Genomic DNA, 15003 nt, shown 5'->3' with positions numbered 1-15003 from the left:
TTGCGACGGCGAAGGCTAACACAAGTCGCGCTGCGCGAAGTGGGCAAAGGCGCGCACCGCGCGCCCTGCCCGCCCGAGCGGATCAATGCAGCCGGAACACGCCGTCGACGGCGCGCAGTTCGGCCGGCTTGACCAGCTTGGAATGCGCCACCGTCACCGAAAACAGCGGGCCTTCGAGCTTCTGCTGCCAGAAGCTGAGGAAATCCTGCAACGCCGGAAATTTCGGAAACAGGTCGTAGTTCTGCCAGACATAGGTCTGCAGCAACGAGGGGTGATCCGGCATCCGATAAAGGATTTGCGCCGTCGTCAGCCCATACCCCAGCAACTGCTTCCGGAAATCGTCGGAAACACCCCCACCAACTCGCGAGTCCATGCCAACCTCCTGTGACGGAGCGCATTCACGTGGTGGCCAACCTCCCCGCCGGACCACCGGGCAATGGATGCGCTCACATGAGAGAAATGTGACGCACGCGACTAACCCATCACAAGCCCAAATGTTTAATAGGTTGTTGAAATTTCTTGCGTTAGCAGCAACTTACCGCATCTGCTAATAGCCGCAGTGCCCCTCGGTGCGGCATTAAGGATGCCGAAATGATCTCGGCATGTTTTGGCAGCCGTCATCCGCGAGTGCCAATTTTTCTGCTAGAGGCACTTGCCCGCCGCCAAGGCTTGACCTATCTCCTTCGCAACCAGCCTGGCACTCGCCGGGCTGGACTGCTAACACTCCAAAAATCTACAGCATCCGCAAATATTTAGGAGGACTGCATGCAATTCCGTCCGCTTCACGACCGCGTCGTGGTCAAGCGCATCGACGCCGAAGAGAAGACTGCTGGCGGCATCATCATTCCGGACAGCGCCAAGGAAAAGCCCTCGCAGGGCGAAGTCATCGCCGTCGGCCCGGGCGGCCGCGATGAAGCCGGCAAGCTGATCCCCATCGACGTCAAGGTCGGCGACCGTGTCCTGTTCGGCAAGTGGTCCGGCACCGAGGTCAAGATCGACGGCGAAGACCTGCTGATCATGAAGGAAAGCGACATCATGGGCGTGCTCGACGTCCCCGCTTCCAAGAAGAAGGCGGCCTAAGCGCCTCCCTCCCTCCCAGGTAAACCTCTCAAGGAAAAACTCAGATGGCAGCTAAAGAAGTCAAATTCTCCGTCGAGGCGCGCGACAAGATGCTGCGCGGCGTCGACGTTCTCGCCAACGCGGTGAAGGTCACGCTCGGTCCGAAGGGCCGCAACGTGGTGCTCGAAAAGTCGTTCGGCGCTCCCCGCATCACCAAGGACGGCGTCACCGTCGCCAAGGAGATCGAGCTCGAGGACAAGTTCGAGAACATGGGCGCCCAGATGGTGCGCGAAGTCGCCTCCAAGTCCGCTGACGCGGCCGGCGACGGCACCACCACGGCGACCGTGCTCGCCCAGGCGATCGTGAAGGAAGGCGCCAAGTCGGTCGCCGCCGGCATGAACCCGATGGATCTGAAGCGCGGTATCGACCTCGCGGTCGAAGCCGTCGTTGCGGACCTCCAGAAGAACTCGAAGAAGGTCACCTCGAACGAGGAGATCGCCCAGGTCGGCACCATTTCGGCCAACGGCGATGCCGAGATCGGCAAGTTCCTCGCCGACGCCATGAAGAAGGTCGGCAACGAGGGCGTGATCACGGTCGAGGAAGCCAAGTCGCTCGAGACCGAGCTCGACGTCGTCGAGGGCATGCAGTTCGACCGCGGCTACATCTCGCCCTACTTCGTCACCAACGCCGACAAGATGCGCGTTGAGATGGACGACGCCTACATCCTGATCAACGAGAAGAAGCTCTCCTCGCTGAACGAGCTGCTGCCGCTGCTCGAGGCCGTGGTGCAGACCGGCAAGCCGCTGGTGATCGTCGCTGAGGACGTCGAAGGCGAAGCCCTCGCCACCCTCGTCGTCAACCGCCTGCGTGGCGGCCTGAAGGTCGCGGCCGTCAAGGCTCCGGGCTTCGGCGATCGCCGCAAGGCCATGCTGCAGGACATCGCGATCCTGACCGGCGGCCAGGCCATCTCGGAAGACCTCGGCATCAAGCTCGAGAACGTCACGCTGCAGATGCTCGGTCGCGCCAAGAAGGTGATGATCGACAAGGAAAACACCACGATCGTCAACGGCGCCGGCAAGAAGGCCGACATCGACGCCCGCGTTGCCCAGATCAAGGCGCAGATCGAGGAGACCACCTCGGACTACGACCGTGAGAAGCTGCAGGAGCGTCTCGCCAAGCTCGCAGGCGGCGTCGCGGTGATCCGCGTCGGCGGCGCGACCGAAGTCGAGGTGAAGGAGCGCAAGGATCGCGTTGATGACGCGATGCACGCGACCCGCGCGGCAGTCGAGGAAGGCATCGTCCCGGGCGGCGGCGTCGCCCTGCTCCGTGCTTCCGAGCAGCTCAAGGGCCTGCGCACCAAGAACGACGACCAGAAGACCGGCGTCGAGATCGTGCGCAAGGCGCTGTCGGCTCCGGCTCGCCAGATCGCGATCAACGCCGGTGAAGACGGCTCCGTCATCGTCGGCAAGATCCTGGAGAACAAGGCCTACAACCACGGCTTCGACTCCCAGACCGGCGACTATGCCGACCTCGTCAAGAAGGGCATCATCGACCCGACCAAGGTCGTCCGTACCGCGATCCAGAACGCTGCCTCGGTTGCCGCGCTCCTGATCACCACGGAAGCCATGGTTGCCGAGCTGCCGAAGAAGAACGCCGGCGGCCCCGCGATGCCTCCGGGCGGCGGCATGGGCGGCATGGACTTCTAAGTCCAGCCTCTCAAGGCAATTTGCGAATGCGAAACCCCGGCAGCGATGCCGGGGCTTTTGTTTGTGTCGTCATTCCGGGGCACGCGAAGCGTGAGCCCGGAATCCATAACCACGAATGTCAGTTGGATATTCCCGGAAAGAGATCGACCCACCCGGGATTTTGCTCTTCAATCAGCCGCACCTTCCAATCGCGCCGCCATTTCTTCAGTTCTTTCTCCCGTGTGATCGCGGTGGCCGCGTCGTCGTAGATTTCAAACCAGACCAGCTTGTTGACCCCGTATCGTGACGTGAACCCGGGAGCCGCTTTGGTTCGGTGCTCGTGGACGCGACGCACGATGTCGTTCGTCACACCCAGATAGCGGGTGCCGTGCTTCCTGCTGGCAAGGAGATAGACGTAGTAGGCCATCTCGACAGCCGTGGTTATGGATTCCGGGCTCGGCGCTACGCGCCGCCCCGGAATGACGAAGGATAGTTTTCCGGGACGCGTCGCTCAATACGTTGCCGCAGTCTTGCCTATCACTCCACCTTCGCCGCAACCGGTCCCTTGTCGGTCCAGTCCGGCGGCACGCCGGCGCTGTCGCCGACCATGCCGATGAGACCGGGCGCACGCCCGAACGCTTCGCACGCCGGATATTTCGGCGCGCCGCCGAGCAGGAAGCCGAGCCGCTGCATCGAGGGTATCGAGGGCACGCCGCCGAACGGCGTCACGCCGGTGACCAGCATCTGGCTGAAATCGCCGCCGAACGATGCCGCAAGGCCGTACGCATCGCCCTCCTCCGACATCCGCCCGTTGTCGAAGGCACTGGCCGCGCGGCCCCAGACCATCGCCGCCTTCTGCTGCCCGGCCGGATCGCGTGCCTCGGCTTCAAGCGACAGGCTGCCGAGTCCCACCGGAATCCGCGGCACCGGCACGGGCACGCCGGGCAACAGAATCGACTTCGCCACTGACACACCCTTGGAGACGCCGACCGCCGTCGGATCGGTGGGCACCGCATGCGTGATGACGGCGTGAACGGTCAGATCGGCCGGCTCCGACGCAACCACGTAGAAGCGTTCGCTCAGGCCCGCACATAATGCGCGATCAGCCGCGTTGGTCACGAGCCGGCGCTGTGCAGCCGTGAACGGCGCGGGCGTTCGCTCCGAGAACACGGTGGGGACGATCCTGACGGTTTTCGCCGCCAGCACCTCATCCTTGTTGACCCGCAGCAGCGAGCGGGTCAACATCCCGTCCGATTGCACCATATTGTCGTAGGAGCGAAGCGAGCCTGCCTGATCCAGCGTCGCCGTCGCGCAGCCCGAGACCAGCAGAGCGAGCAGGTTCGCCGCCGCCCAGCCGCGGAGCGGTACCCCCCGCCTGCTCACGAATCCATTTGCCGCCGGAAGCAGCTTGATCCGGCATACGCGCGAGCAAGATGTCATTGCCGGCCCACTGACTTACACTTGGTGTAAATGTTACACTTAGTGTAATTATTGTGTTGGGCGGTTTTATGGCCGGGACCGCCGCCTGCGACCGGAAGACGCATGTCCAACCGCGCACTGCGCGCGTTGACGCCAACGGCCGCGCGAACCCGAGGCCGCAAAATGCTTTTGCCCTGATTGCCTGTTCATGAGAGACGCGGCCGATGCCCGAGACGAAAACCCAGACGTCTGCAAAGACCGAAGGCCTGCGCGAGCGAAATCGCCGCGAGACGACCCGACGCATCGCCGATGTCGGCATGGAGCTGTTTCTGGCCAACGGCTTCGAGGCGACGACGCTGGATGAGATCGCGGCGGCGGCCGGCATCTCGCGCAGGACCTTCTTCTACTATTTCAGGAGCAAGGACGACATCCTGCTCGCCCATATCGCCGGCTATGACGACGCGCTGAAGGCATCGATCCGCGACCATGCCGCCGCGGGCGAGCCGATCGACGTCGTCCGCGAGGCCTTGCTAGAAATGTCCGCCCGCTTCCAGACGTCGCGAACGGTTGCGATTTCGCGCCTGATCTGTGAGAGCGAAGTGCTGAGCTCCCGCAAGCACCGCAGCGATCAGCATCGGGAGCAGGTCGTCTACGAGACGCTGCGCGAATTGTGGCCGGGCAAGGACCGCCGCGACCGTCTTCGTCTCGTCGCGATGGCCGCGAGCGGCGCGCTGCGCATCGCGGTCGACGCCTGGCTCGAGCAGGGCGGCAAGCGCCAGCTCACCAAATACGTCCAGGACGCCTTCGCCAATCTGAAGGCCGCGATCTAACTCCATTTCTCTCGTCATTCCCCGGTGCGCAATTGCGCACCTGAGGGCGGCGCGTAGCGCCGAGCCCGGAATCTGTTGTTCAGCGAAACTTGCGGCCCGATGGATTCCGGGCTCTCGCTTCGCGAGCCCCGGAATGACGAAAGGGCAAGTTCGCATTCCCGTCGCCACCTCACCCGCCCCGGGCGACGTCGTGGAAGCAGGCGCGCAGCCAGTCGATGGTGACGCGGGTCGCCGCATCGCGCTTGAGGTGGTTTTGCACCAGAAGCCAGACGTCGCGCCGCTTCGGCAGCAGCGTGGTGCGCAGACGGCGGTCAGTCAAAAGGTCGACGCAACTGTGCTCCGGCAGCACGCCGACCGCCTGATGCGACTGGATCAGCCTGTGGATGATCCGGACATTGTCGGTGACGCAACGCGCGCGAAGCCGTTTTCCACGCAGAAACTGCATCTCGGGTATCGCTCCGAGCTCATCGGGATAGGCGCAGGTGACCGCCTCTCCCGCAGATGTCGCGACCGGCTCGAAGAAATACAGCCTGACCTCGGCGAGCTTCGAGATCGCGAAGTCGCCCTTGTCGGGCTTGCGCAGGCGGATCGCGAGATCGGCTTCCCAGCGCGAGAATTTGACGTTGTCGCTTGAGGTCAGGAATTGCAGCGTAAGACCCGGATTGGCGCCGAGCAATTCGCTGGTGCGCGGCGCCAGCACTTCTTCTGCAATCGCATTGGTGGATGCGATGCGCAGCCGGCCGACCGGGCCGGGCAGGCTTTCGCCGATCCGGCCGATCTCCTCGGCATGCGCGGCCATCGCCTGGACGTGCGCGAGCACCACGTCGCACTGCCGGGTCGGCTTGCGGACGCCGTCGGCAGCCTCGAACAGGCGCAGCCCGAGCGCGCGCTCGATCCGCGCCAGCCGGCGGCCGACCGTGGTCTCGTCGATCCGCAGCCGCGCGCTGGCGCCGGCATAGGTGCCCTCGTCCCTGACGGCCGCGATGATGCGAAGATCGTCCCAGTTCATGGCCCAGAGGCTACATCGCATCCCGCCTGGCTGCAATAACGCAGCCACTGGCTGCAATATCCCTGCATAACGGCAGGCGGGTCCGTGGCTATATTTTCCCAAGACGCATCCTCCGGAGTTCTCAGGACCATGACCACAGCCAAGACCTTGATGCAGCTTGCCGGCATCGACCTCACCCCGCCCCGCCTCGGCGACAGCTGCCTGGTGCTGATCGACATCCAGAACGAGTATCTCGCAGGCCCGCTGGCGCTGCCCGACGCCGGCCCCGCGATTGCGCGCGCCACCGCCTTGCTCGGCCGCGCGCGGGAGAGCGGCGCTGCGATCATTCACATCGCGCACAAGGGCGCACCGGGAAGCCTGTTCGATCGCAGCGCGGAGCGCGGCGCGATCATCGCGCCGCTGTCGCCCCGGCCCGGCGAGACCGTGATCGAGAAGCAATTACCGAATGCCTTCGCCGGCACCGACCTCAACGCACAGCTCGCCGCGACCGGCCGCAAGGAGCTCGTGCTCGCCGGCTTCATGACGCACATGTGCGTCAGCTCGACCGCCCGCGCCGCGCTCGATCTCGGCTTCCGCACCACGATCGATGCCGACAGCTGCGCCACCCGCGACCTGCCCGACGGCAAGGGCGGCACGATCGCGGCCCGGCTCATTCACGACATTGCGCTCGCCGAACTGTCCGACCGCTTTGCGATCATCGCGCGCGGCAACGCCCTCGCCTGAGGCACCGGTCATGCTGCAGCTCTATTTCTGGCCGATGGCCTGCTCGCTCGCCAGCCGGATCGCGCTGATGGAGGCCGGCATCGACGCCCGCTATCACATGGTCGATCTCTGGACCAAGAAGGTGCTCGAGGACGACGACGACTTCCGCGCCGTCGCGCCGAAGGGCGCGGTGCCGGTGCTGGTGCTGGAAAACGGCGAGCGGCTGACGGAGAGCGCTGCGGTGCTGCAATACATCGCGGACCTCAAGCCAGAGCTCGGCCTCGCTCCGCCGGCCGGCCATCCGGACCGCTACCGCTTGCAGGAATGGCTGAGCTTCATCGGCACCGAGATCCACAAGGGCTTTCTGTTCCCAGCCTTCTGGTACAAGGACGAGGCATCGCTCGCCAAGCCGCGTGCCAGGATCGGACAGACTTTGTCGGTGCCATCGGCGCATCTCGCCGACCGCGAATTTCTGGTCGGTGACCGCTTCACGGTCGCGGACGCGCATCTCACCTGGGCCCTGCTGTTGCTCCGCGCCGCCGGCGTCGACGCCGCGCAATGGCCGCCGCTGGCCGCCTATCTCACGCGCATGCAGGCGCGGCCGCAGGTCAAGGCCGCGATCGGCAGCGAGATGCAGATGTGGAAGAACATTGCGGCGTGATCGCCGCGCACCCGGCGCGGGCTTACTGGAACGCGACCTCGGCGAAGCTGCGCAGCTTGCGCGAATGCAGGCGCTCGGATTCCTGCTGCTTGAGCCGCTCCAGCGCCTTCAGCCCGATCTGGAGATGCTGGCCGACGCGCTGGCGGTAGAACTCGCTCGCCATCCCCGCGAGCTTGATCTCGCCATGCAGCGGCTTGTCGGAGACGCACAGCAGCGTGCCGTAGGGCACGCGGAAGCGATAGCCGTTAGCGGCGATCGCCGCCGATTCCATGTCGAGCGCGACGGCGCGCGACTGCGACATCCGCCGGATCACCTGCGGCCCGCTGATCTCCCAATTGCGGTTGTCGACGCTCGCCACCGTTCCGGTGCGCATCAAGCGCTTGAGCTCGAAGCCGGTGAGCCCGGTCACCTCGCCGACCGCCTCCTCGAGCGCGACCTGCATCTCCGCAAGCGCAGGGATCGGTACCCAGAGCGGCAGCTCGTGATCGAGCACGTGATCTTCGCGGACATAGCCGTGGGCCAGCACATAATCGCCGAGCCGCTGCGTGTTGCGCAGGCCGGCGCAATGGCCGATCATCAGCCAGGCATGCGGCCGCAACACTGCGACGTGATCGGTGATGTTGCGCGCGTTCGATGGACCGATGCCGATGTTGATCAGGGTGATGCCGCGATAGCCGGGCTCGACCAGATGAAACGCCGGCATCTGCGGGACGCGCCCCGACGCCGTCCCGCTCGTGCCGCCGCCCGCCAGCGCGTTGCGCGTGATCACATTGCCGGGCGCGACGAATGCATCGAGGCCTTGCTCGCCCGACGCAAGACGCTGCAGGCTCGATTGCACGAAGGCATCGACATAGAACTGGTAGTTGGTGAAGATCACGAAATTCTGGAAGTGCTCCGGATCGGTGCCGGTGTAGTGATAGAGCCGGCGCAGCGAGTAATCGACCCGCGCGGCACGGAACAGGGACAGCGGCTCGGGCGTGCCCGGCGTCAGCTCAAACGTGCCGTCGGCGATCGCATCGTCCATCGCGGCAAGGTCAGGCGTATCGAACACGTCGCGCAGCGACCGCGTGAACGCCGAGCTGTCGGCGATGGTCAGCGCCGCCTCGATATTGATGTCGCGCCGGTAGGCAAAATGGATCGGGATCGGCTCGCTGGACTCGCCGATCTCGACCGCCACGCCATGGTTCTTGATCAGGAGCCCGATCTGCTCGGTGAGATAGGTCCGGAAGATATCCGGCCGGGTGATGCTGGTCTCGTGGATGCCGGGTCCCGCGACGAAACCATAGGCGAGCCGCGAGTCGAGCCGCGCATGCGACGAGGTCGTGATGCGGACGAACGGGTAGTGCGCCCGCACCCGCGTCGTGATGGTGGCGCCGTTGACATAGGCCTCGAAGCGATCGCGCAGGAATTGGGTGTTGCGCTCGTAGATCTCTTCGAGCCGGACAACGGCGGCCGCGGCATCGACGAACGCTTCGGTCGTGATCGGCGGTGGGGTTTCGATGGGGGGCGTGGGAGACATGTTCGCTTTGCGCCAGATCCGTTGCCGAGCTCGGAATCGCCCTGGATCAGTACAATATAGCGACACACGATATGGCGACAATGCCTCCGCTTCCAGATCGACGCCGACCGCTGGGCATCCCTAGCGGACAACCGTCCCCATGCGCCCGGTCCTGATCACTCCGTCCGGCGATCGCGAGAAATAGATCAGGCCGGCACGGCCGATGATGTTCTCGAGCGGAATAGTGCCCATCATCGACGGCACACGGCTATCCGTGGAATTGTCGCGGTTGTCGCCCAGCATGAAGAATTGACCGGCGGGCACAGTGAAGACAGGCGTGTTGTCGTAATACGCGTGATCGATGCAATCGAGCGTCTCGTAGCTCACATTGTTCGGCAGCGTCTCGCGCCAGCGCCGCGCGCTGGATTGGCCATTTGACCCACAGGCGTCATCGCCGACGAAATCCGGCATCCGCTCGCGCACCACGGCCGTCTCGTTGATGTAGAGCTGACCGTCGCGCATCTGGATGCGATCGCCGGGCAGCCCGGCGACGCGCTTGATGTAATCGACGCGGTCATCCTTCGGCAGCCGGAACACCACCACGTCGCCGCGCGCCGGAGACGATCCGAAGATGCGCCCTTCGAACAGTTTCGGAGAGAACGGGAGGGAATAGTGGGTGTAGCCGTAAGCGAATTTCGAAACGAAGAGATTATCGCCGACTTCCAGCGTCGGCATCATCGACCTGGCCGGGATGCTGAAGGGCTGAAACAGGAAGGTGCGACACAGCGGCGGCGACAGGATCGGCAGCGCGATGATCAGGAGCAGCGCGATCAGCAGGATCCTGCCCCACGGCCGCCGGCGGCCGGTCTCCTGAACCAGTGTCATATGCCTGCCCTGCGTCCAGATTCACGTCGCCGAACATAGCTGACGACGGTGGGACAGGCCAAGGGGCCAAGCCCCCCTGCAGCAGAATGCGTCTACTGAATCCTCGCCAAGACCGCGAGGCGGCGGATGCCCTTGTTACGGTAGGCATCGAGGAACGCGTAATAGTCCTTGAACGAGACGCAACCGTTGGAGTCGCCGTTCGGGCCGAGCATGAAGGTGTGCGCGAGCAGACCGTCGCGGTTGAAGATCTTGCCCTCGCCGCCGATCGGATTGAGCCGCAGCGCCGGCACGCCGTGGAACAGCGCCTCGCGCGGCTTGAGTTCGTAGATGTGCGGCGGCGTCACGCCGACCATCTTCATATGCGAGGATCTGGGATCGTCGAGCCGGGAGCCGAGCCCCGAATGCGCCTCGAGGCGCGTGCCGTCGGGCAGATACACGGTCTTGGCCGAGATGTCGTAGACCGCGGTCTGGCGGTCATAGGGCGGCGAGCCGCCGAGCATCGGGTTCTGGTCCAGCGTCGAGGGGATGCTGCCGGTGACATTGGCGTCGGCAGAAGCGAAGGAGAGCAGTCCGCCGCTCGACTCGCGCTTGCCCCACAGCTTCTCGACCATGGTCTGCCGCTCGCTCGATGCGATCGACATCACCGCGGCCTTGGCGCGTGCGGCCATGTCGCGGACGCCACCGGATTTGGTCGCCTGCTTGGCCTCGGGCGCCTTCTCAGTTCCCTTGGACTCAACCGTCGCAGATGGATCGTTGAGCGCCACCTTCAGATTGGCGGCGGCTTGCTTCTTGGCGGTCTCGACCGACTTCGGCGCCGGCAACGGCTTCGATGTCTCGGCGAGTTCTGCCGTCGCAACCGCCCTCGCCGCGACGGCGACCTTGGGTTCAGCGGCCTGCTTGATCGGATCGATCTGCGGTGCGGCGTCGGCCACGACGCTGGAGGCAACGCCCACCGGCGCGGCGGCCGCAAACCGATCGTTAAACATAAGTGACGGTGTCGGGACTTCCGACTTTGCGACCTCGGCGTTGGCAGAGGTCTTGGCGGGTGCCGCCGGCGCCGGAGTCAGGGACGCGAATACCTCGTTGAACGCGGGTGCGGGCCGCGCGGCCACCGCAACGGGGCGCTTCACCACAGGCGCTTCAAATGACGCATGGCCTACCGACGGATAGACGCTCGCCGCAAAGATGTTGGCATAGACTGTCCAGGCGCAGCCAAGCACCAGCCCCGCCACCGCGGCGCTGCCGAGGAAATGCTGTGGGAGGATTTTTCGGGAGGTTTTCTTGCGGCTTGGCGCCCCAAGAACATACGCACTCGCACTCGTACCCATACGCCCGGCGCTCAAAACAGGTCCACCTTTGTCCCTCACCCGACGCATCGTCGAACGATGTTCGGCTCAACGTCGCGCGGGGGCACAGACGGCCATTAAGGCGACTTTTAGTTAAATGCGACTTAACCGGATGCGATCCCCTGCAACGCGGGAAGTGCCTGTGGCGTAGGGCTTTTTTAAGATGGCATTGGACCGCGAAAGTGGCTTTTTTGTCCCATGATGGGACATTCCGGCACGCGGCACCGCCGCCGCATGCCGAGATTAATCCTAGGGAGAATTTCCTTGCCGATGGCCCCGTAATCGCGCGGGGATCGGGCAAAAACCATCTCTCAATAGCTGAGCTTCGGATACCAATCCGCGCCGCGCCCCTCGCGCGTGGTGTCGAGCAGGGTCCAGAGCGGATCCATGTCCGGCGCGCCGCGCGGGTCCTGGCCGGGGTCGACCGTGCCGGCACCCATCTCGCCCGCCCAGAAATGCCGGATCGCACCGTCGTGGTGCGTGAAGACATTGTAGCCGGGCACGTCGCTGTCATCCTTGCTGACATAGTCGCGCGTGTAATCGCCCGACGCATCCGAATAGACCTTGTGACGCGTCCAGCCGCGCGCCTTCTTCGCCTTGATCAGCCGCGCGATTGGCGAGCGTGCCACGAACACGAACGAGACGCGCTGCTCGATGTCCGGAAGCTTCCCCTCCCAAGTGCTCATGAACGACGTGCACATCGGGCACGGCTTCTCGCGCTGCGGGCCGAACATGTAGCTGTAGATGATCAGCGTCTGCTTGTTGCCGAAGAGATCGGCGAGCGAGGCTGTGCCGGACTCGCCGATGAACTGATAGGCCCCGGTCACCTCGCCGCCCGGCGGCAAGCTGCGGCGCAGCTCGGCGACGCGCGCGATGTGCCGGCGCAGCTCGATCTCCTCGACGAGCAGCGCCTGGCGCGCCAGACGATAGTCGGCGCTCTCATTGGGAAAGCGTCTGGCGTTGCTGTTTGCGAGTTCGACGGCGGGCTTGAGGACGGGACTGGTCATGGTTGGAACCTCGCGTGGTTAGCGGCTCCCTGGAAGACGGGCCGGAACCGGACGATCCGACATCAACAGCGACGGTTTTACTGCAGTTCCGGTGGCGGCGAACGATCGAAGACCTCGCCCTTTGCGCCGTCGAGCAGATCGAGCGCGTAGGTCTCGATCACCAGCGGCCCGCGCATGCGTTTGGCCTCGGCCACCGTTTCGACGTGAGCGAAATTGTCGCGAAGCGAGGCCGGCATCGCCTGCTCGACCTCGTGCACATAGAGCAGCTTGCCGGACAGCTGCGCCTTGCTCGGCTCGGGCATGTTGACCCAGCGAATGCGCTGGCCCTGCTGCGCGACGCAAGTGCCCTTGGGAAGGTAGAAGGCAAGCCAGCCGACGGTGCCGTAATCCGGCGCCAGCACGCAGCTCGCGCCGGTTCGCGCGCGCACCGCCTCGATCTCGCTGGCGAGTTCCTGCCAGCCGACACCGACGCTGCGCACGGTGGCGTCGCGGCGAGAGCCCGAAAGGATGCCGGTGTTGGCCTGCACGATCAGGAGCGCGAACAGCACGACGCCAGACGGCGCGGCCCAGCGGCGGCAGAAATCGATCGTGCGCTGCTGGCGCGGCGCCCACTGCACCTGGATCGCCGCGACCGCGGCCGCCACCGCAAACGCCGGATAGACCGGCGCGAACCAGTTGGCCTCGACCCGCGCATGCAGCGCGTGCCAGGTGAAATAGACCACGATGGTCCAGAACATCGCGTTGACCAGCACGCGCGCAGGCATTGCGCCGGCACGGCGCCGGTAGAGCGCATAGAGGCCCATCACACCGAGGATGAAGACCAACGGCGTCGCGAATGCAAACTGCGTCGGGATCAGCTCGGCGATGTAGTTCGGCCGGAAGTCCTCGATCCGGGCGCGGCCCATCTGCTTGATGAACGACACCCAGTGGTGATCGGCATTCCAGGAGATGACCGGCGCAAACAGGCCGGCTGCAACCAGGCCGCCGAGATAGAGCCAGGGGGAAAGAAACCAGCGCCGCAGCTTCGGCACGACAGCAAGCCAGATCAGGATCGCCGGTCCGAAGAACAGCGCAGTGTATTTCGACAGCAGCGCCAGGCCGGCGCTGGCGCCGACCGCAAGCCACCAGGCGCCGCGGCCGCTCTCCAGAACCTTTGCCAGCGAATACAGCAGGAAGCTGGCGGCAACCAGCAGCGGCGCATCGGGTGTCACGATCAGCGTGCCGACCGCGGCCATCAGCGTGACATTGAGCAGGATCGTTGCGCTGGCGGCGATGCGCTGGCCGCCGAACAGGATCTCGGCGGCCCGGTAGATCGCCCAGCTCATCGGCAGCGCGAGCAGGATCGAAACCAGCCGCACGCCGAACGGCGTGTCGCCGGCGATCATGGTGCCGAGCCGGATCACGACCGCGACCATCGGCGGATGATCGTAATAGCCGCCGGCAAGCGCCTTCGACCACATCCAGTAATAGGCTTCGTCGAAGGTCAGCGGCGTCCATGCGGCGGCCGCCAGCCTCAGGATGACCAGCGCGCACACCGCAAGGGCGGTGTTCCGGGCCAGCCGCGCCTCGTTCGCGTTCATGCCGCCGTCATCGCTTGCGCCAGACGAACAGCCCGGACATCGCGTAGTTCCACACCACGCCCATCAGCGCGCCGGCCGCGCCCGCAAGCCACCAGATCGGCTCCTGGTCGTAGACCGAGAACGCGACGCCGACATTGGCGAGCAGGCCGACGCTGCACACCAGATAGAACAGCAAGAGGCCGCGCAGGATGCCAAAGCCCTTCAGCCGCTGGTCGCGATAGGTCAGGAAGTTGTTGAGGATGAAGTTGCTGGTCATGGCAACGATCGCACCAGTGGCCTGGGCCTCCGGGAACGGCGCCTTGAACAGTTCCAGCGCGATGAACAGCACGGACAGATGCACCAGCAGGCCGAGCCCGCCGACCGCCGCGAACAGGATGAAGCGCAGCGAGATCAGATCGTTGGTCAGCTTCGCCAGCACCAGGCCAAGGAAGTCGAGCGCGACCATCGAGTCAAGCTTGCTCTCGCCATGCTGGCGGGCGCCGAACGTGTAGGGAATTTCGACCGTGCGCAGCTTGCCCTCCGCCGTCGCCACGACGTCGAGCAGGATCTTGAAGCCCTGGGTCGAGAGCTGCGGCGCGAGCTGCTCGAAACGGTCGCGGCGGATCATGAAGAAGCCGCTCATGGGATCGGCGATCTCGACCTTCAGCGCGCGGCGCGCGATCTCGGTGGCAAATGCGCTGGCGCCGGCGCGCTGCTTGTTGAAGCCTTCGCTCTTGTAGCCCTCGATGTAGCGGCTGCCGACCACCAGTTCGGCCTCGCCGCTCTGCAGCAGCGCCACCATCTTCGGGAGCTGGGTCTCGTCATGCTGGAGATCGGCGTCCATGACCGCGGCATAGGGCGCGCTCGACGCCAGGATGCCCTCGATGCAGGCGCCGGACAGGCCGCGTCGACCGACCCGACGGATGCAGCGGACGCGGGAATCCTTCCGCGCCAGGGCGCGCACCACGTCCCAGGTGCCGTCGGGCGAATTGTCATCGACGAAGATGACCTCCCAGGCCACGTCCTTCAGGGTCGCGTCGAGCCGGCGGTACAGCACCGTGACATTGTCGCGTTCGTTGAAGGTCGGGACGACCACCGAAAGCTGCGGCAAACTTGCTGCCTGCGAGGCGGTTTCGGGGGCTAGCTTGATGGCGTCATTCATGAGCGCCAGCGTATAGCCGCAGCCTCCCCCGCTGCCAAGGCGGGCCGGCCCAAACGCGGTCTCGGGAAGCGGGAAAACCGGGCAAAACAGCCCTGAAAATGCCAACGACCACGAACAAGGGGCGCGCGTACATCCGGCGCAGCCGACATTGCCGTGGTCGTCCCAGCGCCGGAGCCCCTGG

Annotated in this window: 15 protein-coding genes; 5 read left to right on the top strand and 10 right to left on the bottom strand. The window is 65.0% G+C overall.

Annotated features, from left to right (window positions below; all coding sequences use genetic code 11):
- Positions 1 to 82: 82 nt before the first annotated feature.
- Positions 83 to 373 (bottom strand): usg protein, encoded by a 291-nt coding sequence (locus ACVISU_RS36970; protein WP_063695599.1) that lies wholly within the window; start codon positions 371 to 373, stop codon positions 83 to 85.
- Between the two features lie 392 nt (positions 374 to 765).
- Between ACVISU_RS36970 and groES the strand changes: the two genes are divergently transcribed.
- Together groES and groL are read left to right on the top strand one after the other, a co-directional pair.
- Positions 766 to 1080 (top strand): co-chaperone GroES, encoded by a 315-nt coding sequence (gene groES / locus ACVISU_RS36965; protein ID WP_050404062.1) that lies wholly within the window; start codon positions 766 to 768, stop codon positions 1078 to 1080.
- A gap of 44 nt (positions 1081 to 1124) precedes the next feature.
- Positions 1125 to 2765: a chaperonin GroEL gene (gene groL / locus ACVISU_RS36960; RefSeq protein WP_063695598.1), complete on the top strand. Its 1641-nt coding sequence runs from the start codon at positions 1125 to 1127 to the stop codon at positions 2763 to 2765.
- Between the two features lie 118 nt (positions 2766 to 2883).
- Here groL and ACVISU_RS36955 read toward each other — a convergent pair whose 3' ends face one another.
- Together ACVISU_RS36955 and ACVISU_RS36950 are read right to left on the bottom strand one after the other, a co-directional pair.
- Entirely contained in the window at positions 2884 to 3171 is a 288-nt protein-coding gene (locus tag ACVISU_RS36955) for a GIY-YIG nuclease family protein (RefSeq protein ID WP_456710252.1), read from the bottom strand.
- A gap of 110 nt (positions 3172 to 3281) precedes the next feature.
- Positions 3282 to 4127: a DUF3313 domain-containing protein gene (locus ACVISU_RS36950; RefSeq protein ID WP_050404065.1), complete on the bottom strand. Its 846-nt coding sequence runs from the start codon at positions 4125 to 4127 to the stop codon at positions 3282 to 3284.
- A 260-nt stretch (positions 4128 to 4387) separates the two neighbouring features.
- Between ACVISU_RS36950 and ACVISU_RS36945 the strand changes: the two genes are divergently transcribed.
- On the top strand, positions 4388 to 4993 hold the full coding sequence (locus ACVISU_RS36945; protein WP_456710251.1) for a TetR/AcrR family transcriptional regulator: 606 nt from the start codon (positions 4388 to 4390) through the stop codon (positions 4991 to 4993).
- Between the two features lie 169 nt (positions 4994 to 5162).
- Here ACVISU_RS36945 and ACVISU_RS36940 read toward each other — a convergent pair whose 3' ends face one another.
- On the bottom strand, positions 5163 to 6002 hold the full coding sequence (locus tag ACVISU_RS36940) for a LysR family transcriptional regulator (protein WP_456710250.1): 840 nt from the start codon (positions 6000 to 6002) through the stop codon (positions 5163 to 5165).
- A 129-nt stretch (positions 6003 to 6131) separates the two neighbouring features.
- On the opposite strand from ACVISU_RS36940, the gene ACVISU_RS36935 reads away from it, so the two are divergent.
- Both ACVISU_RS36935 and ACVISU_RS36930 read left to right on the top strand, forming a co-directional pair.
- Entirely contained in the window at positions 6132 to 6725 is a 594-nt protein-coding gene (locus ACVISU_RS36935; RefSeq protein WP_456710249.1) for a cysteine hydrolase family protein, read from the top strand.
- Between the two features lie 10 nt (positions 6726 to 6735).
- The gene (locus ACVISU_RS36930) at positions 6736 to 7365 is read left to right on the top strand and encodes a glutathione binding-like protein (RefSeq protein WP_456710248.1); all 630 of its coding nucleotides are present in this window, start codon (positions 6736 to 6738) and stop codon (positions 7363 to 7365) included.
- 22 nt (positions 7366 to 7387) lie between these two features.
- On the opposite strand, the gene ACVISU_RS36925 is transcribed toward ACVISU_RS36930, so the two are convergent.
- The 6 genes from ACVISU_RS36925 to ACVISU_RS36900 all read right to left on the bottom strand — a co-directional run bounded on the left by ACVISU_RS36925 (position 7388) and on the right by ACVISU_RS36900 (position 14822).
- The gene (locus ACVISU_RS36925; protein ID WP_050404055.1) at positions 7388 to 8884 is read right to left on the bottom strand and encodes an AMP nucleosidase; all 1497 of its coding nucleotides are present in this window, start codon (positions 8882 to 8884) and stop codon (positions 7388 to 7390) included.
- Positions 8885 to 9004: 120 nt separating this feature from the next.
- The gene (lepB, locus tag ACVISU_RS36920; protein ID WP_456710247.1) at positions 9005 to 9748 is read right to left on the bottom strand and encodes a signal peptidase I; all 744 of its coding nucleotides are present in this window, start codon (positions 9746 to 9748) and stop codon (positions 9005 to 9007) included.
- 92 nt (positions 9749 to 9840) lie between these two features.
- The gene (locus tag ACVISU_RS36915; RefSeq protein WP_456710246.1) at positions 9841 to 10980 is read right to left on the bottom strand and encodes a tlde1 domain-containing protein; all 1140 of its coding nucleotides are present in this window, start codon (positions 10978 to 10980) and stop codon (positions 9841 to 9843) included.
- 425 nt (positions 10981 to 11405) lie between these two features.
- Positions 11406 to 12101, bottom strand: a complete 696-nt coding sequence (locus ACVISU_RS36910; protein WP_050404054.1) for a DUF899 family protein — start codon at positions 12099 to 12101, stop codon at positions 11406 to 11408.
- A gap of 77 nt (positions 12102 to 12178) precedes the next feature.
- A complete protein-coding gene (locus ACVISU_RS36905) occupies positions 12179 to 13681 on the bottom strand; it encodes a glycosyltransferase family 39 protein (RefSeq protein ID WP_456710245.1) in 1503 nt (500 codons plus the stop codon).
- Between the two features lie 7 nt (positions 13682 to 13688).
- The gene (locus tag ACVISU_RS36900; protein WP_456710244.1) at positions 13689 to 14822 is read right to left on the bottom strand and encodes a glycosyltransferase; all 1134 of its coding nucleotides are present in this window, start codon (positions 14820 to 14822) and stop codon (positions 13689 to 13691) included.
- Positions 14823 to 15003 lie beyond the last annotated feature (181 nt).

The sequence above is a fragment of the Bradyrhizobium sp. USDA 4452 genome (assembly GCF_054063575.1).
The sequence above is the reverse complement of the archived record's forward strand: the minus strand, read 5'-3'. Positions and strand labels throughout refer to the sequence as shown.